Annotated in this window: 24 protein-coding genes; all 24 read right to left on the reverse strand. The window is 39.8% G+C overall.

From position 1 onward, the window contains the following. Window positions 1-6: 6 nt before the first annotated feature. The gene (locus tag J4N44_RS27825) at window positions 7-564 is read right to left on the reverse strand and encodes a type II secretion system protein (RefSeq protein WP_069218456.1); all 558 of its coding nucleotides are present in this window, start codon (window positions 562-564) and stop codon (window positions 7-9) included. A 216-nt stretch (window positions 565-780) separates the two neighbouring features. Continuing rightward, window positions 781-1,818 carry a type II secretion system F family protein gene (locus J4N44_RS27830; RefSeq protein ID WP_069218455.1) on the reverse strand — a complete coding sequence of 346 codons (1,038 nt, stop codon included), beginning with the start codon at window positions 1,816-1,818 and terminating at the stop codon, window positions 781-783. Beyond that, window positions 1,818-3,461: a GspE/PulE family protein gene (locus J4N44_RS27835; RefSeq protein ID WP_069218454.1), complete on the reverse strand. Its 1,644-nt coding sequence runs from the start codon at window positions 3,459-3,461 to the stop codon at window positions 1,818-1,820. The genes J4N44_RS27830 and J4N44_RS27835 overlap by 1 nt, the downstream gene beginning before the upstream one ends. Window positions 3,462-3,583: 122 nt before the next feature. Next, window positions 3,584-4,462, reverse strand: coding sequence for a hypothetical protein (locus J4N44_RS27840; RefSeq protein WP_069218453.1), 879 nt, complete (start codon window positions 4,460-4,462; stop codon window positions 3,584-3,586). Next, window positions 4,463-5,665 carry a hypothetical protein gene (locus tag J4N44_RS27845; RefSeq protein WP_069218452.1) on the reverse strand — a complete coding sequence of 401 codons (1,203 nt, stop codon included), beginning with the start codon at window positions 5,663-5,665 and terminating at the stop codon, window positions 4,463-4,465. Then, complete coding sequence (locus J4N44_RS27850; protein WP_252045828.1) at window positions 5,666-7,165, reverse strand: hypothetical protein; 1,500 nt, start codon at window positions 7,163-7,165, stop codon at window positions 5,666-5,668. After that, a complete protein-coding gene (locus J4N44_RS27855; protein ID WP_069218450.1) occupies window positions 7,165-8,292 on the reverse strand; it encodes a hypothetical protein in 1,128 nt (375 codons plus the stop codon). Before J4N44_RS27855 ends, J4N44_RS27850 begins: the two co-directional genes overlap by 1 nt. After that, window positions 8,285-9,262: a toxin co-regulated pilus biosynthesis Q family protein gene (locus J4N44_RS27860; RefSeq protein ID WP_252045829.1), complete on the reverse strand. Its 978-nt coding sequence runs from the start codon at window positions 9,260-9,262 to the stop codon at window positions 8,285-8,287. Before J4N44_RS27860 ends, J4N44_RS27855 begins: the two co-directional genes overlap by 8 nt. A gap of 7 nt (window positions 9,263-9,269) precedes the next feature. Then, on the reverse strand, window positions 9,270-9,581 hold the full coding sequence (locus tag J4N44_RS27865) for a hypothetical protein (protein ID WP_069218448.1): 312 nt from the start codon (window positions 9,579-9,581) through the stop codon (window positions 9,270-9,272). Then, window positions 9,581-10,135, reverse strand: a complete 555-nt coding sequence (locus J4N44_RS27870; RefSeq protein WP_069218447.1) for a lysozyme family protein — start codon at window positions 10,133-10,135, stop codon at window positions 9,581-9,583. The genes J4N44_RS27865 and J4N44_RS27870 overlap by 1 nt, the downstream gene beginning before the upstream one ends. An 86-nt stretch (window positions 10,136-10,221) precedes the next feature. Then, on the reverse strand, window positions 10,222-10,902 hold the full coding sequence (locus tag J4N44_RS27875; protein ID WP_069218446.1) for a hypothetical protein: 681 nt from the start codon (window positions 10,900-10,902) through the stop codon (window positions 10,222-10,224). A 436-nt stretch (window positions 10,903-11,338) separates the two neighbouring features. Next, window positions 11,339-12,301, reverse strand: coding sequence for a hypothetical protein (locus J4N44_RS27880; protein WP_069218444.1), 963 nt, complete (start codon window positions 12,299-12,301; stop codon window positions 11,339-11,341). Between the two features lie 161 nt (window positions 12,302-12,462). Further along, the gene (locus J4N44_RS27885) at window positions 12,463-13,773 is read right to left on the reverse strand and encodes a toprim domain-containing protein (RefSeq protein ID WP_081324161.1); all 1,311 of its coding nucleotides are present in this window, start codon (window positions 13,771-13,773) and stop codon (window positions 12,463-12,465) included. A gap of 117 nt (window positions 13,774-13,890) precedes the next feature. Then, window positions 13,891-15,906: a VWA domain-containing protein gene (locus tag J4N44_RS27890; RefSeq protein WP_069218442.1), complete on the reverse strand. Its 2,016-nt coding sequence runs from the start codon at window positions 15,904-15,906 to the stop codon at window positions 13,891-13,893. Between the two features lie 116 nt (window positions 15,907-16,022). Then, window positions 16,023-17,000 carry a DUF3150 domain-containing protein gene (locus J4N44_RS27895; RefSeq protein ID WP_069218441.1) on the reverse strand — a complete coding sequence of 326 codons (978 nt, stop codon included), beginning with the start codon at window positions 16,998-17,000 and terminating at the stop codon, window positions 16,023-16,025. 70 nt (window positions 17,001-17,070) lie between these two features. Continuing rightward, complete coding sequence (locus J4N44_RS27900; protein ID WP_069218440.1) at window positions 17,071-18,174, reverse strand: AAA family ATPase; 1,104 nt, start codon at window positions 18,172-18,174, stop codon at window positions 17,071-17,073. A 168-nt stretch (window positions 18,175-18,342) separates the two neighbouring features. Then, window positions 18,343-19,461, reverse strand: a complete 1,119-nt coding sequence (locus J4N44_RS27905; RefSeq protein ID WP_069218439.1) for a beta clamp domain-containing protein — start codon at window positions 19,459-19,461, stop codon at window positions 18,343-18,345. A gap of 86 nt (window positions 19,462-19,547) precedes the next feature. After that, the gene (locus tag J4N44_RS27910) at window positions 19,548-19,817 is read right to left on the reverse strand and encodes a hypothetical protein (RefSeq protein WP_069218438.1); all 270 of its coding nucleotides are present in this window, start codon (window positions 19,815-19,817) and stop codon (window positions 19,548-19,550) included. A 145-nt stretch (window positions 19,818-19,962) separates the two neighbouring features. Beyond that, the gene (locus J4N44_RS27915) at window positions 19,963-21,009 is read right to left on the reverse strand and encodes a lambda-exonuclease family protein (RefSeq protein ID WP_069218437.1); all 1,047 of its coding nucleotides are present in this window, start codon (window positions 21,007-21,009) and stop codon (window positions 19,963-19,965) included. Beyond that, a complete protein-coding gene (locus tag J4N44_RS27920; protein WP_252045830.1) occupies window positions 21,000-21,758 on the reverse strand; it encodes a hypothetical protein in 759 nt (252 codons plus the stop codon). Before J4N44_RS27920 ends, J4N44_RS27915 begins: the two co-directional genes overlap by 10 nt. A 95-nt stretch (window positions 21,759-21,853) precedes the next feature. Beyond that, window positions 21,854-22,861 (reverse strand): GGDEF domain-containing protein, encoded by a 1,008-nt coding sequence (locus J4N44_RS27925; protein ID WP_069218435.1) that lies wholly within the window; start codon window positions 22,859-22,861, stop codon window positions 21,854-21,856. A 101-nt stretch (window positions 22,862-22,962) separates the two neighbouring features. Beyond that, the gene (locus J4N44_RS27930; RefSeq protein ID WP_252045831.1) at window positions 22,963-24,327 is read right to left on the reverse strand and encodes a hypothetical protein; all 1,365 of its coding nucleotides are present in this window, start codon (window positions 24,325-24,327) and stop codon (window positions 22,963-22,965) included. After that, entirely contained in the window at window positions 24,324-24,791 is a 468-nt protein-coding gene (locus J4N44_RS27935; protein WP_252045832.1) for a DUF1525 domain-containing protein, read from the reverse strand. The genes J4N44_RS27930 and J4N44_RS27935 overlap by 4 nt, the downstream gene beginning before the upstream one ends. Beyond that, window positions 24,791-25,381, reverse strand: a complete 591-nt coding sequence (locus J4N44_RS27940) for an OmpA family protein (protein WP_069218729.1) — start codon at window positions 25,379-25,381, stop codon at window positions 24,791-24,793. Before J4N44_RS27940 ends, J4N44_RS27935 begins: the two co-directional genes overlap by 1 nt. Window position 25,382 lies beyond the last annotated feature (1 nt).

Consider the following 25,382-nt stretch of genomic DNA (forward strand, 5'->3'; position numbering starts at 1 on the left):
TTGCGCCTACATTGTAAGAGTAACTGTCGTACCAGTAACATCTAACGTATTACAGCTATCAGATGAGGTACAGTTATCGTCTGTGATTGGTGCAAGTGAATCTGCAACTTGTAGTACGTAGTCCGAATCGATACCTGTAATAGCAATATCAATTAATGATGCATTGGTATTTACAGCTACCGTATAGTTTCCGCCCCACGGGTTAGCCGCTACAGCGTCGTTTGATGGGCCACATAAAGTGTTTGTTAGATAGTTTCGAGTACACAAGTCGCCATGTGTAATGCCGGTATAGTTGGTTCTCTGACCTTTCCAGCTACGAGCAGCGTTTTGAATTTCACTGATTTGGGAGTTGAGCTTAAACATCTTGTATTGATGCATAATCGGCGGTACTGCCAAGAAAATGATATATGCTACAAGGAGGAAAATTAGGATTGCAAAACCGTTATCAATAAGAGCGTAACCAGATTGCTTATTGCGAGGCGTAAACTCGCGTTTCGTTACAGTTTCTTTAAGCACAGTGTCACCATCCTCTGGTGGCAAGTTAGCCATTTGATTTGTTTTCATTAGTTTCATCTCAAAGTGGAAGATAATTAATTAGATACACATTCTGTGTATTCCAATGTTATTTTCTTGGACGACAACTAGCAATTTTTAACACTTTTATAGCCGAAGTTTGCACCTAATAAGCGTCCAAACAATGCATTGTCACAGAAAAACAAAACCCACATACCAAGGTTTTAATCTCCTTTTCATGTGGGTTCGCATTTTCTACATTGTTATTTATACGCCCATCGATGAGGCCATGCTGAAAACTAGCAAGAAGACACCACCGAAAACAAGCATCATAATCATGACAGCAATGATCTTAGCGATACCTGAAAAGTAGTTGGTTGTTTTGAGAGTTGAGGCCTCATAAAGAACTCCGTGTTCATTGGCCGCTCGTTCCAATAGCGTTGAAGTTTTAATCGCCTGATTGTTCACTCGCCCTATACGTGATTGGACCCTTTTATTAAGTAGTCCAGTATTGAATAGGCTACCGATGTTACCACCCTGATTGGATTCAGTAAGTTTCTGGACAACAACATCTAAATGGGATTTAAGGTAAGGGTTAGCAGTTTCCCTAACTATTCTTATTGCTTCATCAATACCCACATTCGCCTTTAATAGTTGCGATACTGATAGAAGCATTTGACAAGAGACCAACAAGCTATATTGCTTGAAAATGGGTAATTCATCTAAAGCAGACCGTAATGAGCCAGTCATATATACCAGTAACAGTCGAATAATAATTGGAAATACAATGAGTATGCTTAAATATAATGCCTTGAATTGAGCAAAGTGTAACCCTACTTCACGGGCATACTGAGAAATAGCCGGCCATCGGTTTATTGGCATCATTTCTTCTAATTGCGGAAATACAAAACTTGCGATGACGGCCACTAGAGCACATGACCCTGTAATTAGAACAACCGGTTGGAACATCTCTTTTTTAAATGACTTTGCTGCTTGTGTTGACGCCTTGATTGAGTCTCGAGCGAGTTCACAGCCTTTCGCTAACTCACCTGCCTTCTCACCAACGACAATCGCTTGAAGTGGAACTTTTGGTATCCACCCTTTTAGGCCATCCGCAATGTTTTTACCATTAGCCATACTTTGCTCAATATCTTGAGCAATTAGCTTTTCAGTAGCATTCCCAAATCTCTTGAAGTCATCGACGATCACTTGAGGCGAATCGCCATATTTTAATAGTTGACTTAAATCTGTTAAAAGGTCTATCTGCTCACTACTGGTGAACATATATTGTGAAAATCGTCCCATTAGAACTCTCCCCACATCTCATCGAACATTTCGTCAATTGGTTTTTTGTTCAGATTTGAGAGTTCCCTTTCTACTGAACGTATATCTGCGATACCGCTAAAGATTTTTTGAACACCATGATCTTTAATCGACGGCCAGTTTCTTTCTTTTAAGTCTCTTTCCCACGCTGCTAAATCAGACTTTTTAATGCAGTCACGCGCATAATCGTCAAGCAGTACCATTTCAAATAAAGCTGTTCGACCTTTCTCGCCTTTAATGCAGTGTTGGCACCCTTTACTGTTTTTAAATTTAATGTTCGATTTAACCCGTTTAACTCTTTCGATCATTTTCGAAGGTTCATCATTTTTAAATCGTCTACCATTATTTATTTCATTTTCTATCAGCGTGTTCACCTTAGTGAAAGCTTCTTGTAACGAATCTTCAAGGTCGCTGTAATGGTCTTCAACATATTTGTATGATAGGTGACAAGTGGGACAAATTTTTCTCACTAGGCGTTGATGTGCCAATGCACTAATAACACCTTTTGAACCTAGAAGTGCGGGATTGATGTCCATCTGTTGCATCAATTCACCTACAATGTCTAACGCAGAGTTACAGTGCAACGTAGCAATCGCAATTTGACCTGTATTTGCCATACGTAACGCAGTTTTAGCTACTTGGTGATCTCGTATTTCACCAATGAATACGACGTCAGTATCGTTTCGAAGCAATTTTTTACCAAAGTACGCAAAGTCCTTAAAGCCTGCTACGTCTTCAGAGATTCTTGCAGTTGGGTTTACACTTGTTTGTATTACGTTCTCTGGTGCTAAGTTCCATTCGACTGGGTCTTCAAGTGTATGAAAGAGCCTGCTTTCATCAGTCGCAGCCCAAAGTATTGCAGAACATATAGTTGTAGTTTTACCAGAGCCAGTTGGGCCGCTTAAGAAAAATGCCCCCTGGTTTGCCATCAGTGTTTCTTCTACGTATTTTTTATGCCCTTCAGTTAACCCCAAGTCATCTAATGAAGGAGTGTTACTGGCATCTGGGCTATCCAAGTTACGAATGGTCGCTTTCGAGCCATCTACAGTATTGAGTTGAGATATACGCCAATCATAATCATGTTGAACATCATCATTCTTGGTAAGTGGTAAAGAAAAAGTAGCATCTAGATCGGATTTTAAGCTGTATCCCGTAGTTTGACCCATTCGCATAAAGGCATAGCTGAGAATATTCTCGCCATACTCCCTGCTCTTGTTTGGGATTAACTGAGTTAACGCACCATCTATTCGTCCTTTAAAGATAGTTTCTGTATCAGTAACAATTACATGAATATCAGAAGCTTTTTTATCTAGTGCAGTCGTAAGAAGTGAGCGTAAATCATCACCAACCTTTGTTTCGTCTTTCTTTCTGGTAAGTTTTGATGAGTTATTCTGCACAAGAAGTGATAGTTCTCGTTGTACTTCCTCTTGAGTAACATGAACTATTTTTGGTTCTTCACCATAAAACACACCGTTAAAAAGTTCACTATCACTTTGGAATATGGCTGATAGCTCCTTTAGGTGCGGAGAGTGAAGGTCAGAAGTTTTTATTTCACCTTTGTTCGTGAATACAACAACTCCAACTTCCTGTAACCTTTCTATAATTTCTGGTTTAACGTGTCCCATAACACCTCCGTAATATGCATTGTCACATATTAAATGGCGAAGGTTATTATTAATATTGATTTGACATTTATCGCCGAAGTTTGCACCTAAAAACGTAAAACCCCACCGGTGTGGGGTTTTTATTAGTTGTTCTTTTCGGCTAGCTTCCTAAGCTTAATTGCTGCCACGCTGTTTGGTTTAGGCTCTTCTGCCACCTTTTCATCTTTTTCTCTTAGTTTAGCTTGAATGCCGGTATTTACTCCGATCAATCGGGCATAACCAGTTGGTTCATGCAATACCCGAACATATTCTGAGGTAATGTCCGTAACAATTTGAGGACCAAAACGAACGTTTACGTCAACTGGTAAGATTCCGTCACCATTTTGTAGCCACACATTGTATTGACCATTTGAATAGGAGAAAGAACTAATGGAAATATCAAAAAACTCTCGAGGTGGCGTTCTTTGTCGAATTTGTTCTTCTTGTTTGCTCTCTTTTTCAACTGTCGATGTATCAGCAATCTGTGGTGCTGCGGTTTTTGCTACAAGAGTGGCTGGTACTTTACCTTGCGTTATGCCGCGCACATTAGCAGTGTTGCTTGCGGCTTCACTGACACCATTGTACTTACTCGTTTCAGAAGTTAAGCGAGCAATCTCTTTAATATGCTTAGCTTGTTTAAGCTCGCGATCTCGTTCTCTATCTTCTGCTAATGATTGAAGGAAGTCGAGGTCGCTACCCGTTAAAACCGGAAGTTCTTCTAATGTTAAGACTTCTGGTTCCTTGATGATAATCTTGGGTTGTACGTCAAGTGGAGTTTCAATTACCGAACCTTGAGCATCATTGCTTTTACTTGTGATTACCGTATCTGTTCGTGAGTCTTCTTTAACTACTGACTGTGTTTGATTAGCCTCACTTATGTTATCAACGCGCCTATCTGGTTTCTGATTGCCAACTTTTAACGCCACGATCACCGTTACGGCAGCAAATAGGCATGACAGTTGAATTTTGGTTTTCTTTTCCATTTATCGTTGTCCTACAAAAGTGAATGTTAGCTTTAGATTGAGTTTGTTGGAGTTGTAATCCATATCTAGTGCGCTTATATAAATTGGCAACCCAGCCGCTCTGCGGCTTATAAGTCCAACATAATCAAGGTCCACATTAGGCAACATAACCTCACCATTCTGTATTTCAAAGTTAACAAATCTTTGTGGTTTTGATGTTTTTAAACTTGTCGCTCCTAGGTCTGCTAAGAAATCTAAAAACGGATCACGAACTTCCGCTAATTTCGCTCTTTTCCCTACTAGACCTAAACCATCTGGTTTAATGGGCACATGCATCGTTATTGCTTGCCCATCAATGTGAATATATTTCCCATTCGGTCCGGTCAAGAGAACATTTTTGGCGTCTCTAATCTTACCTATGTGGCTTCCCCCTGTAGGGGTAATATTTCCACGTAATGAATTACCTACAAATGTTACCTTAGACATTTGCCAATTTCTTGGTAATGCTTCAGGTCTCAATTTGATAGCCATTGGCTGCAAGGCGTATAGCGCTCGAGCAAGAGAAACCCTTTGACTTTGCTCTGCCCGAAATTTTTCATAAGGGTCGACAGTAATTGGACCTTCCGGCTTGACTACAATATTTTGAATTTCCTGCTTCACTTCTTCAGTGTTTAAATTGTGAATCAACAAACCAGCAATGAGTACGCCACCAGCAATACTTGCAGCAAGTGCTTTTAGTTGAAAAATACGCTTTAAGTTTTTGGTATAGGAACTTTTGGGTACCTCAAAACTTGGTAGCTGAAAGAGTGATTCAGAATTGTACTCAGCAAGGTCTACAATTGGTCCCGAGCCGCATAAAAAAGTTAGGCCTTTGAATGGCTCTTCTTTTCCAACGTACTCATCTTTATCTACCGGCTTGAATTCACGGGGAACCCACCCTTTAACGGTCAAAACCCAACAAGTGCCCTGCCTTTCCTCTACAACAGTGAAGTCGCCACTTGAGGCCACGATAATGCCGAGATTTCGGATCTCGGTAAGCATCGGTTCAATACCAATTCTTGTTGGCAATTCACTAGCATAACGAATCAGATACCCATCACGTTCAACAAACAACTCATTTTCAGAAGGCTTCTTGTTGCTTAAGGTTTTCTTAATTGCACCAACTTTCTGTTTTGATTGACTTAAGTTTACCCTCTGAATCGAAATATCAATGTTGGTTTTCAATTACCCTTTCTCCATTTTACGAGTTGGCGTTAATAGAACTAAGGTGTTTACAACCCGTCGCTCACCCATATTGCCAGGGATTACTTCTGCTGTTGTTTGCTTTTGGCTTTGTTCAACAACCTGTTTCATTTGAGTAACGATGATTGGTTTGTTGTATTCGTACTTACCTTCAACATTGAATCGAGATTGTCTCGTACGAGGTTGTGATACTTCCGCGCCGGAGATCTTTTGTTTGTCAAAGTAGACAAATTTAGAAAGAGTACCGTTGATACGTAAATAAACATGGTTTTCGTGGATTGAAGGAATAACTAGCATTTTCACACCATCTCTGACAGAGGATGTTTCAATCTCCACTTTTGGACCCACAGAGTCTTCGTCATATATTGTTGATGTTCGAGACACGTAAGAACGAATATCTGATAAGTCGACTTCTTGTGACTTCTGGTTTAGAGCTTTGATTGTCTGCTCTGTTGTAACTGAAACTTCACCGTATTTACTCATCATTTTAAGTAGGGCTGTAGAACCTTCCCAATCACCACCACCAGTAAATCCAATTCCGGTTCCATTACTTTCGCTCAAACTCGGCGCTGTTGAGATTAAGTTAAGATAACTATCGCCAGTTAACTTTGATAACGATGCTTCAAGACCGAATTCACTTCCCTCTTCCAATTGCCATTCAATGACTTCAACTTTTAGAACAACCTCTTCTGACATCTGGTCAAAAGCTTTATTCACAAATGTTCGTACATTTTCCATTAGTGATGGAGTGGTTCGTACTACAATTGATGACATCCCTTTAATCTCAGATACAGAGCCAATCAAGGTGCTATCATCATTCGCTACCGGATCAGCAATAATTGCTTTTATGCCATCTGTAATTTGAGTGGTCAGGTTGTAATCTTGGTATCCTGCCTTACTGAATTGTCCATCGTCCCCGCCGGTAGTTGAGATGCTACCTTCCATAGCTTGGGTATTACCCGTTGTTGTCCCACCATCAGAGCCGATTTGGTAAGACATTTCACCCGAGATTGCAGGTAACGTGAAGGTCTCAGATACGTAGCGACGGACAAAGACCTTATCTTCGGTCATCTGGAAGAAGACATCAGCTTGAAGTCCAAGCATTTTTAAGGCCGTTTCTTTTGTGCCCGTATGATTTAATGAAACTCTTAAGTTCGGGTCAATGTCAAAGTCGTACTCAGGAGTTACTACGCCTTTAGTAATTTGGTCGACAACAATACTTAACGGCGTTTTATCTGCTGTTATAACTTGTTCATCATCTAGCCATGAAATTGGGCTCTCTTTAACAATCGCTTCAACATTGATTGGTGGCGTTTCAACATCCCTTACTTGGCGGTATTTGTATGCTTCTTCAGCACTATGAATGTAATCCCTTTTCTCTTGAGCGGCCTTTTCGAACTCCTTGTATTTTACCGCAGTACAGCCCTGCATTAAGAAAATTGTCGATAGAGCAAGTAGTAATTTCTTTTTTAAGGGGGTCATTATGCTTTATCTCCAACAATGAAAATCTGGCGTTTAGGATGGTATAAAGAAGCTTTAACTTTTGGGTATGGCTTCAGAAATTTTTGTAGTGCTGAACGGAAGTTTCCTGCTTCAGTAACAACTAAATAATTAAATGGAACTGGGTAGTTTGATGTTAAGTAAAACTCTTCATCTGCTTCCCATTTGTAGTGATGTGCAATGCGTAAATAATTTGTCAGCAAATCACCCTTCTGAACCTCAAACATTGTTACAGGTAGAATTGAGGAAGTTATTATTGCTGTTTTATCTTGTTTATCTACTTCAATACGCAAAGTGAAGTTTTCTTCAGGTGGGGTATTTTCCAGTGGTTCAAAACCCGCATCTAGAATTCCCGTTTCTTTTGGCATTGCCTTGTGAGATAGCTGCTCAACGATATGGTCGATAGCCTTATCAAAGGTACTTGTGATTACATGATCTTGGTCGATTTTCTGTGATAGTCGCCAGGAATGCTCTTCATCGAGCAGTTCTCCGATTTTTTTGTAATTCTCATCGTTAAGCCAACGATATAAAGCAGCTTTGTACGTCTCACCCTTGATCATTACGTATGTGTGTACATCGACCTCCTCTACTGAGGTGATGATGTTGTTCTCTTGTATTGGTTCGGCAACCTCAATTGAACGAGCTGGTGGAGCCTCAATTGGAAGGATTCTTGTCTCTGATGACTTAACTATCGTCTTAGAGGCTGAATTTGAGTTGTAAGCGGTCGCTTGAGCCGGCTTCCCACTTTCCGATGTGTATTTAGTGTTTGTTATACCCGTATTACTTTGAAACGTTGCTGAGTTTTTCTGTTTCTTTTGGGTTTGTGGTGGCGCACTAGTAATTTTGAAATGAGGTTCGTCTTCTTTCTTATCAAGTGTACTTTCATTCAAATCCACAGGTTCGATATCAGACAGAGCATCGATGTCGACCTTACTTGGACCGGTTTTGTATTCTGTAGATAGCACAACGAGGTCATCAACCGCTGGTTGATTCATGCTGTATAGATTTTCTGGTACATCTTTAGATTTTGTTGTAGTGACACACCCAGAAAGTAGTGCAACAGTAACACTGGCGCTTAATAGTGATTTTAGTTGTTTGCTTTTATTCATTAATCTTAGGTCCTACATAAAGTGTATTTACACTCGATTTGTAGTTAAACGTCAGGGGATATCCCGTTGAAATGTGCTTAACTGAATCCATGAGTCTTGAAGAAATGATCGTTCTGTACCCTTCTTTAATTCGATAAATTGGCGCTTCATATACAAGCTCTACACCATATTGGTCGGCCAAACGTTGAAGGTTTCTTTTAGTGTCTGTGGCCTCAACATCGAATGTAAACAAAGGTTCATCTTTGGAATACGAATGGAATGCAATTGTGTTTTCTTGAGGGAAAAGACGGTACTGAATATCGGTCCCTAATACGTGTGTATTAACATTTTCCAATAATGCTTTTATCGCTAAGATTGGAGAGCGTTCGAGTAGAGAAGAGGTAGCTCGATGTTTTCTATTCAAAGCTTTTATCTGTGCGTCCTGTTTGATGTACCAAACAATATTGGAGTACCCAGCATCATATGCCCATGCATTCAAAGTATCTTGGACAGACTCGCCCTTGTAGATTGGAAAATCTTTGATAACACCGTTTGCTTTATCTTGGTTAAGTTTTTTCTCTCCAATCTCCATCGCGCTTTGACTTGCCCTGTCAAATGCGGGTTCGAATTTAGTCGTAACCTTGATTCTAGTTGAGTAGGGTTCGACAAAGATTCGGTTCATATCTTCTCTATAAAACGGAAGCAAACCTGTATCTTTGAAGAGTTCAAGATATGCAGCTTGTGGGTCTTTTTCTGGAATGTAGATTGACCTAGTACGTAAGGTTCGATAATCCCAAGGCTTTAAGTTTTCATTCCACTCAATACCGGCGACTCCAAGTTCAACAGCAAGGTCTGATGCAACAAGTTGGATCTGATTATCTTTAGGCACTTTGTACTCTCTAAGTTCAACCACCTCAGACTCAGGGGCGGTAGCACAACCCATTAATGTGCTTGCTACAGCTATCGATAATAAACATTTGGCTCTATACATAATCTTTCTATAAACGAGTTAATAACTTGCTAAATATGCGGTGGACAAGGGAGATACCCTTCGCTCTTTGCATCCAATTGATAGCTTCACTATCGACGATCCGGTACTTCTGGACTCCGGTAATTAATTGAAAATATTCTGTCGCTTCATTTAAGCTATAAGGTGTGGGTATCAATAATCCAGAATCTAAAGTAGCTTCAATTCGAATGTCTTTCTTCTGCCGAAAGCCAATGTGGTAAATACCACTAACACTAACTATCAAAGGCTCACCTTCTAACCTTTTAAATGCTTTACGTTCGATGTAAGAAGGTCTTAGCATCAAGCATCCCCCCCGAATATGAGGTTCTGGATTCGCCTCAGGTGCACTTCAAATTTCGCTGCGTATACATCTCCCAATCCATTATTGTTGTTGGGGTTATGGTATTTTCCTGCTGCATCAGACCAACTATTCGTAGGCGTCTTGTATTTCAAGATAGTTTTCAGCGCCACATCACCATTGCTTGTCGGTTCGCCAAGCGTTTCTACCGAATCAACCTCATGCCTTCCAACCCAATACCAATTCACTTGAAATAGACCGACATCAAAATTTTCTATACCCATAGCCAATAGAGAGTTTGCATGAGCAATCATTTCTTCATATGTCAGAAAGTAAGTAGCCTTACCTTTACGGTTGATAACAAAAGGCCAAGGTAATGCAGACCCATCATTCATTTTGGTGTTTGTTTCAGTCAAAGCTAAACTAAAGACAACAGAACTAGGTACACCATATTTTTGTGCTAGCTGATGGTAATAAGGCGGGATCTGAAAATCAGAACCGCTTGCTAATGCGGCCTTACTAAACAAAATAAAAATGCTTAGCAAAATTGTTCTCATAGATTTCTGTCTCAGCTTTTTTCGTTAATTACTTTATGCCCCGACAGAAGGTATTTTTTTCAGGTTTTATGGTGCGCTTTCTGGCTTTAAAACTGCTCGGTACGATTTTCAATAAGGCATGAAAACTGATTGATAAAAAGACCGCATTTTCTCGCACAAAAGAGATGAAGTTTTATGCCGACAAGAGATTGTTTTAATCCTTCTTGAATTGCCTCTTCCACTCTCACTTTTTCATAAAAAGTTAGGTGTTGAGTTTTACGATGGTTTAACCTCGACATTTTTTCGATTTCGGAGTCACTTGGCTTGAACTCTTTGTAGAGAGTACGTTTTAGGCGCAATTGCTCTACGATTTTTGCTTGAATGTAGAATTCATGTTTCTTTCGGATCTCCGTGGTCTTTTTCACATTACCAAGTAATAACGGATGATGTTTTTTCAACAACTCATTGTTTGCTCTCAATGCAATTGCATCAAGAACCATTGAAAATTCGTCGAACTTGATCGATAGAGCTTTCTCAAACCCCTCTAAAGCACTTGGGCTTTTAAAAATACTGTTATCAGATGTCTGATGTATCGCACTGAGAGCTTCAGGAATTACATCTTCACTTCGTGGGTCAAAAAGTATTTCTGCGGTTTGTTCACTAAAACCCATTGCAACATACCCAGCCACAGAGGTACCTATTAGTTTTAATCTATCGATTTCAACAAAATCAACCGACACTTTTCTATCGAGATGGTTTTGGAAATTGAAAAAAGCAATCCTTTTCATGCGACCCTAACTCCATTCCTAGATTCAAATTGAACTTGATTCATTTCTTTGTGGATTTCTTGTAGAGCTGATGTCGCGTTTCCATTCTTGTGCAGCGATTCAGTTATTTTATAAAGATGCTCAAAGTCAAATGGTAAGCACGATAGATCAATATTTCGCTTTCTTACTTGAATTGACTGCAAACGGATTAGAGAGATCTCTGTCAAGTTTGCGTTAGACGGTAGATTAACCAAAACATGCCTCCATTTTTTATAACTACTTCGCGCACTAGATTTTGGTTGAGATTATTCCCTTTGGCTTGATTTATAAACCCCACAAATTGCATTACATCTATGTTGTCACATTTTTATGAGAACATTTTTACATGTATCGTCACACATTGTGTCTGAAACAAAAAAAACCGCTCTTTCGAGCGGCTATCTATTCGGTAAGGTGCTTAAGCAAGACCTTTTTCTTTCTTGTAGAGTGAGCTGAATAATTGGCGACGTTTTCGAATATCAAGTAAACCTTGCGCTTCATATTTTAATTTTGTGTTGTGCCCATAGTGTGGTTGTACATCTACGATTAGTAACACATCTTCACGATCTATCGTTTCTCGAACGCATTTTAGAGCAGCACGTAGTTTGTGATTTACGTAGGTTACGTTTTCTTTGTTCTCGCCATTTCTACCAAGTGAAGCGTGATTTGTGAATCGCCCGTCTTTACGAGCAATCGCGAAGTCCTTGTCGTAAATAATACCTTGGATTGAATTCAAGGGACGACCGATCAGCCATCCACGTTCAATATTATGTGGTAGTGTAAGTAAATCAGCCAATGCTTTTCGCGTAGGTAAGAACGTCTCACCAAGTTTATTGACCTTAATGCTTGATGCAATGGACTTCTGATCGATAGGGTAAATCTGATAAGGTTGCGAGCCTGATTCAATGAAGTCGCGGTACCATTGTAGCGATTCTGTACTTGCAAGTTGCGCTCGAGATAAAAGGAAGTAAAGCATCCCCATTGCTGTAAGAACTTGGAAAGTTGCCGTAAATTCGCTTCCTAAATTGAGCTCATCCTGTACCAACGCACGAGTTAGATCTTGAGAAACCTCTAAAGTCACACCTTGAGTAATTGGTCCACCCTTACATTGGAAAACATTTAAAAATTTATGGGATACAGCGGAATTCAAGGCAAAAAGTTCAGCGACAGTTAAGGCTTCATTTTCGTGCATCTGATGATAGTCATTGTAAGAGAATGATACATCGACCTGAATAACCTCCTCGATAGGAGAGCCAATTGGCTGAGTTTTTTCCAGTTCGATTTGGTCTGCTTGAGCTTTTACGAAAACCGGAATCGTGAAGAACCCTTCTTTGTGTTCAATTAGATCTTGTGAAGTATAAGAACGAACGATATTAGCCATATTTTCCCCCTGTAGTTGATTAAAGATTTGGCTTGAGTGTTACTCTACACCGAATTTCTATCCCCGCAAGTCTGAAAACAGTTTTTTGGCTTATTTTTAGGGCTCAAATTAACTATAAATAAAAAATCCTCGCAAGTGCGAGGATTTTTTTTTAAGAAGATTTAAGCAAGTTCTTCCCAACGCTGGATATGTTCTGGAAATGCGTCAATTCCAAGAGCTTTCCATGCGTCGTTCCAATCTACTCCACTCTCACCTTCAGGTATTTCTAAAGGAGGAAGAACTATGTAGACATTAACTCTTTCTGAGTCTAATCTCTCAGCGAGTTCAATCGCTTTTTCTTCACCCTTTTTGCTACGATCTTTGTCTGCAAAGATAATCACGGTATACGTCCCTAGACGACAGTCGTATTCACCCAAACCATTTGCGTCGATTGTACTATGCACTGGCATATCTAATGCTGTTCTAATCGTCAATGTCGTTTCTGGACCTTCAGCCACACCAATAACAGGTGCACCAACAGGGCCAAATAAACAAGCAGATCCAGTTGCCGAGTTTAAAGGGTCTGCCGACATACGCTTTTTGATTGGTAAATCGAACTGGGGGTCGAAGTCTAGTTTTCTACCATCATGAGTAATATAAATACGTTGTAAGGTTTTAGGTGAGTAATCCGAAGGACTACGCATCATAAACAACAAACAAGGATGATTACCCAAATCAAACCAGATGGTCTCATCATCTCGTTTAATCTCCCTTACGAAATAAGGGTGAGTTCGCAGGTAATTGCAAGTGTCATAGAAAAGTTGAGGGTTCTTCGCACTTTTTACAATGGTCGTTGAATACCGTACATTTGGATTCAAACGGACATTATCTGCAAGGTTGTGGTAATTGAAAATCCCACGGCCTTCAAAGTATAAGCGACCAGGTAAGCCCACCTCATGTTCAAGTGGAAATGCATTTCGCCAGAGATCATTGTTGGCTTTACGCACTCTATCACTTTCAGCCTTTTCTTGTTGTTTCTCTTCATCAGATTTTTCACGCTTCAAGTTGTATGTAGGTTTCACTACTTCAACTTTTCGAGATTTATCCTTGTAATGAACAACATCACTTCCTTCATAAATCCAAGGATGATCATCTCCATAAATCAGATCTTTAATACGCTTTACCGTACCAGAGAAATCTTCATTATTGTTGAACATTCCGATGACTTCAAAACCGTCCCAGTGCTCTCCACAGTTGTAACAGACGCAATGACCAGTTTCACTCCATCTTTTACCAAGTCGAAAGTCAGTGTTCTTTTTATGGCTAACCTTTGGGCATATATCACCATTGGTTGAGCCTGTTGACTTTAGCTTTGTTACCGCAGTAGTCAATGGTGTTAATGCACCAAGTACATTCTCCCAACCATAATTGACTATATCTTTTTTTAGTAACTCCAATTCTTTCTTGAAGTCTCTTTTTTTCATGTTTCTCATTATTTTTCCCCTATAACTAAGTAGTATGACGGCTAGGCCGTGGTGTTGCTTTCATAAAAATATCTTTATCGAAATATTTTTATGAAAGCCTCTCTACCATATGGTAGAGAGCACTTTTTACTTGGTTATAATATTGTTAGCTAAGTTAAGGATTTCAACAGGTAAATCTTCAAATGTTGGAACATGGATGTAGTCATCGCCATATTGAGTTTGCATAAACCGCTTATCAACGCCGGACCCAATTCCAATTCCTATCACTCTTATATCTTTCTGTTTCAATTCACTTATTTTAGTTTTACACGCATCTAAGTTGTCTGGTGCCCCGTCAGTAAGAACAATCAAGATTTTTTCTTTCTTAGGAGGACTAAACATAAAGCTACGTTCAGCACCTTCTAGTGCTGGATACAATGGAGTGCTGTGACCATTAGCAGAACACGCTTGTATACGCCCCGCTGCCAGTTTTACTGGCTCGTACCAATCTTTAACAATGGTAACTCCTGAGTGAGTACCTTGGTTAAAGCCTTTGGCAAGAACGGACCCAAACACATACCCCGAAGTGTCAACGCCTTGAATACCATTTAAGACATCAAACAACGTCCACGCCGAACGCTGAACATGACATAAGTTACTTCCAATTGAACCAGAGTCATCAATAAGAATGCATACTGAAGCTTGTGGTTTAAGCTTTGGTTGCGTCTTATTTATCATGACTGACAAGTTACCTCGAGGTACCTGCGTCATGTAACGTTTTGGAGAAATCTTTCTACCTTTTCGACCAATGTTTTTTTTGCATTGTGTTAAAGAGGCAATAATCGATTCAATCTTACGTTTTAAGCCACCAGTAGCAATTGCCGATTCACTGATCAGTTCTGCGGGGTCTACATCCGGTTGCACAGTAACTTCTGGTTCAAGAACGCATTCGTTCTTGTGCTGTAACTCAGACACCTTATCAATTGCATCTTTAGCCTGTAGAAATTTTTTGATGATGTCGCCTAGCTCACCTGAAGGTACGCTTTCATCGGTTTCGTCATCCAAATTCAAAATTTCCTCAATAGCTTTTTGGGTCTTCTCTTTTCTTGAGTTAACTGGTTGTTCAGATTCAGAATGCTCTTCATCATCATTACCGTTATTATCACTTTCAGACTTGGAGCCTGACCCTGCATTTGATTCGGTTCCCCCATCTTGCGAGCTTTTACCCGAGGTTCCCTCATCAGATCCGTCACCATCCTGAGACTCTGAGGAATCTTTCGCTGAGCCTGTTGAAGCCCCGCTAGCTTTAGTTTCCTCATTTTGCGAACTCTTACCCGAGGTTCCCTCATCAGTTTCGTCACCATCCTGAGACTCTGAGGCATCTGTCGCTGAGCCTGTTGAAGTAACGCTTGATTCAGTTTCCTCACCTTGCGAACTCTTACCCGAGGTTCCCTCATCAGATTCTCCGTCTTTGTTTTCTGGATCAGGACTGGAATCGTTGTCTGAGGGGTGTTCATTATTTTCACTTCTAGGTTGTTGCTCAAGATCGATCTTCTCAGCACCTAGAAACTCCAATAATTCTTCAGAAAGGTCGAAGATTTCCTTAGATGAATCGCAGACGTTTGCTTTATCTAGTATTTCATTCAACTTTTGAACAAACTCTGAATCCAATGTTTCTGAATACTTCCAGCACTCTTCTACCTTTTCGCGCATAGCACGATAGTTACTCAAGTGTCCACGTACGTAGAAGTAAATATAACCATCAAGGGTTGTGATTGAGAGGCCGTTCTTATCGATGCTGTTCTTTACAAGAAACTTAGCTACTTCTTCGAAGTAAGCTCTGGTTCCTGAGAAATCGCAAAGAAATAGGCGTTCAATTCGTACATCTTCTAAGACGTTCCAGATCCATTTTGCAAAAGTTGGGTTTCGCCATTTTTTACAAAATCCCTCAATCGCTTTGAAGTTCGTTCTTTTGATATGAGATGACTCATGGCATAAGAAGCCAAGCGACAAATCGTAGAACTCCACGGTAGGATATGGCATGTAGATGAGCGAGCCATCTGTATAGATTCTATCTCCACCAAAGCGTAACTTAACACCAATAGAACTGGCGAAATGATTAGCTTTTATTGGAAATTGTTTAAGATCGAGCATAGCACCCATAATATTTTTCCCCTGTAATTAATTAATTCATTACCTTAGTAATATGTTTAAGATAGCATGTTGACAGATAATAAAAAACCACAAAGCAATACACTCTGTGGTTTTTGTTGGCATAGTTAGAATTTATCTAGGATGCTCAACGCATCAATACCTTTAGGTTTACTCGAATGACCTTCATTGTCGATTGGCTTACTAAATAAACCAAGCTCCAATGGGTTTTCCTTAGCGTATTGCTCGGCAGAATCAAGAAGTGTTGAACTGTCTTGTAGCATAGCTAACAAACCAATTAACTGCGACTTAGTCTGTGGACTCCAATGAGGAGTACGCGCCTTGGCATTTTTCAGTTTGATATTGTGAGTAAACTGATCAATCAAGACTTCCACATATTCTGCTCGCTTGTCAATTAAGGATACAGTGCTTACTCGCTCCCTGATAATTGAAAGCCGCTCTCGACCTTTATTGTCAGTGATAGCACGTAACGGGTTCTCAGCAATTGAATCACTCCATTCTTTTGCTTCGACTGCCACACGTTCAAGTGTGGACATTCGCGTCACGTCTCTAAAGTCACAATCAAATTCAACATTAAACTTCAGTTGGCCTTGAAGGTAATCTTTAGAGAAGCATTGTTTCTTCAAGCTTCCTGCAAAATCCTTAAGATGTTGAGTCATCTTTGGGTGGTTTTTGCAGTATTCCATGAACTCTTCAATCAGAGCGTCGTAGTTATCAAGCACAAACTTTTTATTGTGTTCAAATTCCTGCGACAGATTCTCAGCTAGCTCTCGAACATTATATTTTTCAATAAGGTTTTTATCGCATAGCCAATAAACATCCCCCAATCGAAAACCAACTTTCTCTAGCACACGAAGAAACCGTTGTATTGGCCCTCTAAACTTTGAGATTGTTGTTGAATCGATTAGTCGTTTTGACCCTGGTACAATTATGCCGTTGTCGTTAATTGACAGAATTTCTTGAGCCAACTTGCCATCAGTATTTGACAGTTTTTTAGTAAATGTCGACTTGTGCAACTCTGCTTTAACTAATACAAATCCGGCAGGTACCATCGAATGTACCTTATCATCGAAGGACTTCTTCATAATTTTTCACCTATAATCATTTGATAAAATCCGCTTCATGAAGAAGCGGATAAGTTTTTCTGTTTGTCGATCAAGAGAATGAAAATTTCTTTTCATGCTTGGTTGAGTAGAACTCAATCAAAGTCCTCTCAAATTCGACAGGTTGACCGTTAATGAAGTCAATTTTCAACGTTTCCAAAGCACTTTCATAGAAGGTGCGAACAACACTACTAGCATCACTGGATTTATTTTCATTTTGAAGCGTAAAAATGCCCCAATAGATCTCGGTAATGGCCGATTCTAACCATGAAATCAGTTTTCGGGTTGAGATAGAGAATGGCAAGCCGCCGGAACTATCCCCACCAGTTTCAGACTTCATATGCGACTCACGGATGTCATGTGCATAGTCAAGGATTGATGGAATAAGGGTGTTTTGAAAAGTATCAATTGGACCTTTTACTCCAATATATTGACAGTGTTCTTTCATGACATCTATTAGGATACGTTCTTCTTCCTCTCGGGCTAAATAGTCCATTTTTACGAAAAAGAAACGGTCCCCTACCGATGAGTCACCAGCAGCCAAGTTGCCATAACTACCTGAGTGATCTCCACAGTTATTTGTGTTTGCCGTAACAACTAAACGAAAGTCTTTATGTGCCTTTAGCGGTGTGCCGCATGGAAGAGTAATTGTATCGTTCTCCCAAAGGTCATTCAGACGTTTCTGCTCTAGAGCTGGCATAAGGTCGAACTCATTGATTAAGACCCAATGACCTTTGCGCATAGCTTCAACTAAGATAGCTTCTGTGTGCTCAAGACCATTTTTACCAGCAACAACACGAACAAGCCAATCATTGGCTTCCATCTGTTCTCCGGCATATTCCTCACGTAGATGTCTACCTAGTCGCGCTGCTATTTGCTTAACGAGGCTAGTTTTACCAGTTCCCTTATGACCATAAATAAAGGGCTTTTGACCTTTACCGTGTTGTAAGTAGTAAAGTACCTTACGAAAACCAATGTCATAATGAAATACGTGCTTAGGGTCGATCTTTGGCACTGTAATCGGTCTTACATTGTAAGTTCTTACAGGCATTTCATCTAACAGCGGAGTGCCTTTAAAGCCATTAAAAATCTCAGAAACTTGTTTCTTTGTTTCATAAGTTTTTATTACTTTTTTTTCTGAACGCGAATCAGTCATGGAATTTATCCCCTATAGTCAATTGAATTAAAACGTCGTAGACGATTTGATATGATTAAATCACATTTTATTGGTTATTGCACAGTAAAATGCTCTTCCAATGAGTGGATGTGTGAGTTGTCTGAGATAAAAAAGGAACCAATAACCGGTTCCTTTTATGTCATGTTTCTATAGCTTACAAGGAGCTACAGTGTGAATTTTAGTTCCATGTCGATGACAAAGAACGCCAAGACTTTGCGAAAAGAACAAAGTTGTCTTTTGATTTCCTGTTTTGACGCAGTTTTGTGCAAGAGTCTTAAGCAGAGGAAGTAAAAATGCTGTATGAATAGGACCTTTCACTTCCGATAGTTCCACTTCTACAACGGCTTCTTTTCCGCCCTCTTTGATGATCACTTTTAATACATCCCCCTCAACTAGTAGCTCCGCCTTTTGTGTAGTAAGTTGCGTAAATGCGTCTAACTGGGCCAGTGCATCATTGAAGTCAATGGTATTAAATGTAATCGAATCCCTAAAAACTTGGGAGTTAAGAACAACTCGAAAGTCAGGAAACTTTGAGCTATCTAGTACCTTAGTTATCATGCACTCCCCTCCATAGTAGAACTCTACCTTGGTATGAGTAAGTTTCACGCGAACAGGTACACCAGTGCGAAGGTTTTGAATCAAATGGCCTACGGCATGACGTGATGGAATCACAGCGCTCCCATTCCCCTTGAAGTCAGCAAGTTCAAGTTTTGTAGAGAGACATTGGCGAGATTCGAGCGCCGTTACATACAAATGTTTTGTCTCTTCATCAACTAAGAGCTGTACTCCATTAAGACAATGGTTTGGGTTGTTAGTAGGAGCAACCTTCTGTGCATCGGATAACATTGATGCAAGTTCCCCCCCATCCATCGAGAACTCAGCTAGATCGTCTGATGGTAAATGAGCAATCTTCACCGGTATTTCTTTTGGATCTTTCATATCGATTGCAAATTTTGATCGCCCTGCCTTCAAATGAACCTGTGAGTTCACTTTCGGGTCGTAAGTAATCTTTACTTCTTTGCTTTTGATAGCAGAAATGATTTTAAGGAAGTGAGCCAGTTCTAAACCAATAGTACCTTCACACTTCACTTCAACCGTTTCTGGCTCCGTGGCAATTTCAATGGTTCCATTAGCGGCATTTACAACTAATGAATTTGCACTTTTGTTTGATGTTAATACGATATACTTATTTGTGTTATCACAAGCACTATTAACTTTACGAAGTTTATGCGCGATTTTTCGCGGATCGCAGATAATCTCGAACATATTTGTCCCCTATAATCAATTGAATTAACTTTTGAGATTTCTCAAAGTAAGGTAATCTTAAGTCCTCAAATCTCGTTTTTCAATTACTATCCGCATAAATTGCAGCATCCAACAAAGCTTTTCTTCAGTTCTTCTACAGTTAGTTTTTTGCCACATACGCAATAACCAAAGGTACCTTCCTTGATTTTTGTTTTCGCTTGCTCAAGTTCTGACAAGTAAGAGGACCAGTTTTTTAAGTCGTCACTTTTTGCTTCGGGTGTTTCATATTCGTGTTCGCCATCCACGATCTGTGCAATATTAAGCGTAGCTGACGCGATAAGTGAATTTATGGTTTGGGTTTGCACTTCAGTATTCATCTCATAATCCTTTCATTGGCAACCGGAATGTATCACCATGAAACCTGTTTGTTTTATCTATGATGTCTCAAATTTTGCTTTTACTCTGCTTCTAGCACGAAATAAAATCCCCGCAGATGTTGCGGGGATTTTGTAGAGGTGGATGTTAGTGCGTCATTTGCAATCCGCTTAGATTCTTGAATGAATCCGCAATAAACTGCGCATTAGCATCATATCCAGCCCGTTCCTTATCAGCAAAATATACCCGAGTTGATTGTTTGCCTACTTTATAGAAGGTCGATTCAAGACTTTTCACTTTATCTTCACCAAGTTCAGCTATCGCCATTGCTTTGTAGTCAACTTGTGTTCTACAGCTACGGCTAACAATTAGATTGTTTAGTTGATACTTAACAAAACCTTCAGTTTCTTCTTCAAATCGTTTAGTTATCTCTTCTTTTTGAGCATTCAATTCTTTCATTCGAGCTGTAAGCTGCATTAGCTCAGTAGTAATGACATGCAACTGATTTGCGTCACGTTGCCAGTCTTCATCACTGTCTACTTCTACAACAAATGTATCTAAGTCCAGATCCATTTCAGGTTCTTCGCAATTAACTACCATTGCCCAAAATTCATCAATAAGAGCTAAAAGCTCAATGATCATTTTTTCGTCCCGTTCTACTTTGAAAATCTTCATTTCAGGTTTACTAGAGTCTTGGTTGTAAAAAGCTAAGTATCCATATGGTGCATTGGTTAAAGCAATTTGATATTGGACTTGCCATTGATAGTAAAGATAGTCTTCCGAATTCCTTAAGTTGTTAAGAACATCGTCAAAACCATTTCTACATGGGCATTTGATTTCAAATGGTACGTAGTAGTAACCGTCGAAACCAAATCCATCCAAAGATACGCGACGGTGTGGGTTATCTATGTCTTCGAAGCAAACTGGAAGTATCTCTGTATTGAACTTGTGAGCTAATATATTTCTAGCGACAGGCTCTAAGAGGTTCCCTTTCTTGACATGAGGTAAATGAGAAATTGAAACAGGTCTTTCTAACCCCTTCTTCTCAGCCCATAACCGACGACGTGACTTTTTGAACTTTTTCCCCAGTCCTTTAACAATAGGCGCTTCTGAACCACCTATGCCATTGGACCGCCAACTATGCCACTCTTTAGAACCTTGAACTAATCCCAGTTGCCTAACACTTAACTCCATTTTGGCACCCCCCAACCTTTACTCTGAGGTGGAATATAAACAAACTGATCATTTTCAAGTTTGTCCAATTCGCGGTCCCACAAGCATACTTGTTCGGGTTTACATACATTACCTATATGACAAACTTCTGTCGAAACACCAAGTCTGCAAGCTATATGAGCATAAAGGTGATGCATTTTTGTGCTATCAATTTGTTCTTTTACTGGGCTCTCGCCGTCAGACAAATTGACTCCTTCGTAAACACTTAAGCGTTTTAATCGAAGGTGAAGTCTTTCGCGCTCCTGTCGCATTTTTCTATTAACAGGGATGGCTCTCGGCATACGGTTTGGGCTCGCTTCTGCACTAGCTCCACAAGATTGGCAATAATAACGGTTGTCTTGTGGGACATAAGTGCAAACACCTTCGCAGGTACCACATTCTAATTGAGTGCCCTTAAATTCATTACTAAAGCAATCATTCTTGTAGTCCAAGAATAGGCTTAGTGTGTATTTAAGGATGTCCTTTTCAGATTGAAGGTCAATGTCTTCACTAAAGTTTTCAACAGACATAGTTAACTGTTTGTCGTTAACATCTTCTAGGTATTTGATACCCATAATCTGGCAAAGGTAGTAAATAATCGAAGCATATGGTCGATATTCACCTTGATTGAATGTAGGAAGTCCAGACTCTTCTAGTTGTTTCTTTGGAATTTGTCGCCATGTATTTAGCGTGATTTTTCGAGTTTTCTCGAGCTCTCGCATTGGAATCATATATTTGTCCCCTATAGTCATTTGAATGATCAGATATTAAACTGACCTTTTGATATTACGTGGCTAATTGAATAATTTCAATCCTTTCTCTAGAATCACCTACCCTTTCCCTTCTTGTCATCATACATTCTATCATCTAGAGCTTGGTAAACTTTGTTGATTGAAGTTTTCTTGAAACTATCGACTCCAATTGACAAACCAAAGTTCACTTTGGAGACGCCTAGCCTTGCACCAATAGCTTCGGCCTCAGTCTTTAACTTCCTAGTTAATATTTCAATTTTTTCTGGCGGGATCGTGTCGTAAGTAACAACTAGGAACTCATCTCCTCCTAATCGATAAACTTTATCGTGCCTTCGAAATGCGCCAAGGATCATAAATGAAACTTCTTCTATCAAGGAGTCCCCTAGTTTATGACCAAATTGGTCGTTCACTTTTTTGAAGTTATTGTAGTCAATCAAGAATGCAGTAAATGCATTTAGGTTTTTGTGTTTGTCATAGTTAAATGTTCTCTTGCTGAGACATCCGCTATGTTCATCTACTAACCCTTCCTTGTATACAAAGTAAGATATAAGAGCTCCGCTTGCCGCAACAAGAAATGAAAGGAATATAACCAATGGAGACCAGTCTAGGTTTCGTTCAACATTTAACATTGACTTCAAAATCTCGCCATCAATACCAACACCATCTCTTACTAGAAGGATGTACGTAAAGGGGGAGACAGCATTGATACTTTTCGCATTATTGAAAGCCAATTGGTTATTTTCGTACAGGCTTGCATATGTGGTTAAGTTAAATTGATTCGCCTCAAATAGACGGTAGGCTTTCTCTTGATCCATACAAAGATTTGAACGGAAGTCGACTGTACAAAGACCAGCGCTTTGTAAACTGCCATTTGACATAACAACTAGGCTATTTGACACATCTATGTCATATACTGCATAGCTTTCTGGAAGTTTTGCGATCTGGTTACTTGGGATCAAAGCCACATCAAAATTTGTTAATTTTGCAGTCGACCAATCTACAAATTCAAGGTTATCAACTTGCACTTTACGTAGTGCTTTAGGGAAAACGCCCCCTTCTATATTTTTTCCAAACAACGACATGCACATTAACCCATCTACTTCACATGAGTATTGGATTGGAGCGGCTGATGCCGTGTTAGATGCAAACAAAAATAACAACAAAGGAACTAGACAAAGGCGCATTAGTGACCTATCGATGGGCTAAAAGCAACTGTGAACAAGTATTTGCCCGTTCGTGAGCAACATACAAATGGCTTATAGATTTTCATGGCGAGTGAACCTTCCTTAACTTCACTCTCAAACTCATGGCTTCGTTTGTCTATCTCTGAAGAAGAATACTTAAAAACCTTGCAGGTATTTGTGTTTTCGGGAAACGTTTCACGAAACTTTAAATGGTCAAGATTTTGTTTGGTTTGATAGTAACGATAATCTCCTTTCCTTGTTAGTGACCCCATAGAATACTCACTAGCAGGCATCACGACATGTAGTCCTGTTAACCCCGAATACATGGAATCAGTTTCATTTACTATACTTGCTGCTCTTGCTGCCGCCGTCAAAGAGGCCGCATATTTGTTGTTTGTGTCTATTATACCCATTCTAGGAAAGAGTGATGTTCCTGTTCCACCAAGAGTGTTCCAAGAAAGTTCTTCGAGTGTATGCGTTGCCAACAAACCAGCTTCAGTTGTTGCAAGTAAACGCCAACTCAATTGATCTAAACCTGAATGATAGTAAGGTACATAAGGTGCACTATTCCCACTACAATACCCAGGCATTGATGACCATATTGAAGGGGCTAGTGGTTTAGATGGATTACCAATGACCATAGCTTCACGCCATATTTGTGCATCAGTTGATTCAATCAAGCTAGATTGGTTTGCTTGAACTTGAGACTCAACTGCTTTGCCCTTCAAACCACCAGTGAAATCTAACAACCGTGTTAAGTATGCTCCGGTCCACTGCACTGTTCCACCGGAGAACATATCTGAAGGGGCATAAGAGGAGTTTCCAAAAAAAGGTTCATCTGGGGTGTTAATTCTTGAAGATACTTCAACCTGCTGATCTGCTACATAATTCTGACCAACACTTCTTACACGAATTTTCGGTATCCAGCTCGTCTTTAGCTGATAGCAATTGCCCAAAAACATATATTCAATGCACGAGTAAGTTATGTCTGATGACACCATTGACATCCAATCTTCCGCTATGTTTGTCGGCTTTTTCTGGTCGGGCCTTAACTCATTTACTCCTGCTGAAATTGCTGAAACAACCGTAGATTCTTCAAACGGCATTTCTGGCAACTCTGCCATGCCTACATATTCGATAGCGGGACCTAATATGTACGCAGCTAAAGAGCTCGCATTGCTGAGATCCTTAATTGAATTGATAATGTTCATTGGGTTGAGTTGCTGAATTTTATTAGTAAGCTCAACTAATTTATTAATCTGTTGAAGACCATTTGTGATGTCACCAAACATACTAGCTGAAACTGGACCTGTTATAGCTGCCGTCATAATAGCTAGACTCAATGCTGATCTTTTAAGCTTCATTTGACCAAGGCCTCGTAACGTTTAATCGCATCCGAAATACTAAGCCCGTATAGTACAAAATTATCGTTTATTACTATTGCGGGGACTTTATCAACACCCAAAAGATTCGCGAGGCTGTATCCAGTGGCCGAATGCATCATAAGCATATTGTTTCTTTCAGCAAACGGTTTACTAAAGGCTGATACATAACGAACCATCTGTTGCTCACTCATACCTTTTAATTCTTCAAGAGGTAAATCAGCATTAAGCTTGTCAACTAACTTTTGGTTATGGTCAACGACAAAAACTTCGATTTCGTAGGGCTTGTCACCTTTATTTACATCTATGAATTTGTCGGAGTCCTTCATTTGAACAAAAGCTTTCACATTAAAAATCGGCTCATAGCTCGCCCAGTTTTCATCCAAAGCGGCAAGAGAACTTGATGCCCAAGAGAGCAAGCTGACCACTAATAGCTTTCTTAACATTACTTGTATAATGGTTCCGTCAAGGTGTTCGAACGAATAATAATTTCGACTCTTCGATTGCAATCGCGACCAATTTTGGTTTCATTTGTGCAACGTGGCATTTCATATGATTCAGCCACAGTCTTAATTCGGTCCCGATTAACTCGATTTAAAACCAACTCATGCTCAACACTGTTAGCTCGAGCCTGAGCTAGTTTAAGGTTATACGGGTAATTGCCTTGTGAGTCAGTGTGCCCATGAATCCAGATAGACGTTTCTTTATAATCTTTAAGCGTTCTGCTCAAAGTTGCCAAGCGATTTCTCATATCACGATTTAGTGTTGATTTCGCCACTGCAAACCCATAACTACTTGGTACCGTAATTTTTATCTCTTGCGGTCCAACTCGAACAACATCAAAGTCTGAAAATAAGTTCTTATAAATTATATATTGATCGTCAAAGTAGTTAGCGACTCGTGCATCAGCACTATAAACCACATTTTTATATACAATTGGCGTCTCTTCTGGTTGAGTAGTACAACCAGTTGAAAGTAATACTGTACCAATAAGCACTGAAAAGTGTAATTTACTCTTATTTAATGTTTTGCTCACC

Source organism: Vibrio sp. SCSIO 43155, assembly GCF_023716605.1.
Taxonomy (GTDB): Bacteria; Pseudomonadota; Gammaproteobacteria; order Enterobacterales; family Vibrionaceae; genus Vibrio; species Vibrio harveyi.

Excerpts from the sequence above, each read along its gene's own strand:
- J4N44_RS27835 (WP_069218454.1), bottom strand. The coding sequence starts at position 3,461 with ATGGGACACGTTAAACCAGAAATTATAGAAAGGTTACAGGAAGTTGGA.
- J4N44_RS27870 (WP_069218447.1), bottom strand. The coding sequence starts at position 10,135 with ATGAGAACAATTTTGCTAAGCATTTTTATTTTGTTTAGTAAGGCCGCA.
- J4N44_RS27840 (WP_069218453.1), bottom strand. The coding sequence starts at position 4,462 with ATGGAAAAGAAAACCAAAATTCAACTGTCATGCCTATTTGCTGCCGTA.
- J4N44_RS27890 (WP_069218442.1), bottom strand. The coding sequence starts at position 15,906 with ATGGGTGCTATGCTCGATCTTAAACAATTTCCAATAAAAGCTAATCAT.
- J4N44_RS27880 (WP_069218444.1), bottom strand. The coding sequence starts at position 12,301 with ATGGCTAATATCGTTCGTTCTTATACTTCACAAGATCTAATTGAACAC.
- J4N44_RS27895 (WP_069218441.1), bottom strand. The coding sequence starts at position 17,000 with ATGAAGAAGTCCTTCGATGATAAGGTACATTCGATGGTACCTGCCGGA.
- J4N44_RS27920 (WP_252045830.1), bottom strand. The coding sequence starts at position 21,758 with ATGATTCCAATGCGAGAGCTCGAGAAAACTCGAAAAATCACGCTAAAT.
- J4N44_RS27935 (WP_252045832.1), bottom strand. The coding sequence starts at position 24,791 with ATGTTAAGAAAGCTATTAGTGGTCAGCTTGCTCTCTTGGGCATCAAGT.
- J4N44_RS27910 (WP_069218438.1), bottom strand. The coding sequence starts at position 19,817 with ATGAATACTGAAGTGCAAACCCAAACCATAAATTCACTTATCGCGTCA.
- J4N44_RS27900 (WP_069218440.1), bottom strand. The coding sequence starts at position 18,174 with ATGACTGATTCGCGTTCAGAAAAAAAAGTAATAAAAACTTATGAAACA.
- J4N44_RS27925 (WP_069218435.1), bottom strand. The coding sequence starts at position 22,861 with ATGTCGTTGTTTGGAAAAAATATAGAAGGGGGCGTTTTCCCTAAAGCA.
- J4N44_RS27830 (WP_069218455.1), bottom strand. The coding sequence starts at position 1,818 with ATGGGACGATTTTCACAATATATGTTCACCAGTAGTGAGCAGATAGAC.
- J4N44_RS27860 (WP_252045829.1), bottom strand. The coding sequence starts at position 9,262 with ATGTATAGAGCCAAATGTTTATTATCGATAGCTGTAGCAAGCACATTA.
- J4N44_RS27865 (WP_069218448.1), bottom strand. The coding sequence starts at position 9,581 with ATGCTAAGACCTTCTTACATCGAACGTAAAGCATTTAAAAGGTTAGAA.
- J4N44_RS27930 (WP_252045831.1), bottom strand. The coding sequence starts at position 24,327 with ATGAAGCTTAAAAGATCAGCATTGAGTCTAGCTATTATGACGGCAGCT.
- J4N44_RS27885 (WP_081324161.1), bottom strand. The coding sequence starts at position 13,773 with ATGAGAAACATGAAAAAAAGAGACTTCAAGAAAGAATTGGAGTTACTA.
- J4N44_RS27855 (WP_069218450.1), bottom strand. The coding sequence starts at position 8,292 with ATGAATAAAAGCAAACAACTAAAATCACTATTAAGCGCCAGTGTTACT.
- J4N44_RS27915 (WP_069218437.1), bottom strand. The coding sequence starts at position 21,009 with ATGGAGTTAAGTGTTAGGCAACTGGGATTAGTTCAAGGTTCTAAAGAG.
- J4N44_RS27875 (WP_069218446.1), bottom strand. The coding sequence starts at position 10,902 with ATGAAAAGGATTGCTTTTTTCAATTTCCAAAACCATCTCGATAGAAAA.
- J4N44_RS27850 (WP_252045828.1), bottom strand. The coding sequence starts at position 7,165 with ATGACCCCCTTAAAAAAGAAATTACTACTTGCTCTATCGACAATTTTC.
- J4N44_RS27825 (WP_069218456.1), bottom strand. The coding sequence starts at position 564 with ATGAAAACAAATCAAATGGCTAACTTGCCACCAGAGGATGGTGACACT.
- J4N44_RS27905 (WP_069218439.1), bottom strand. The coding sequence starts at position 19,461 with ATGTTCGAGATTATCTGCGATCCGCGAAAAATCGCGCATAAACTTCGT.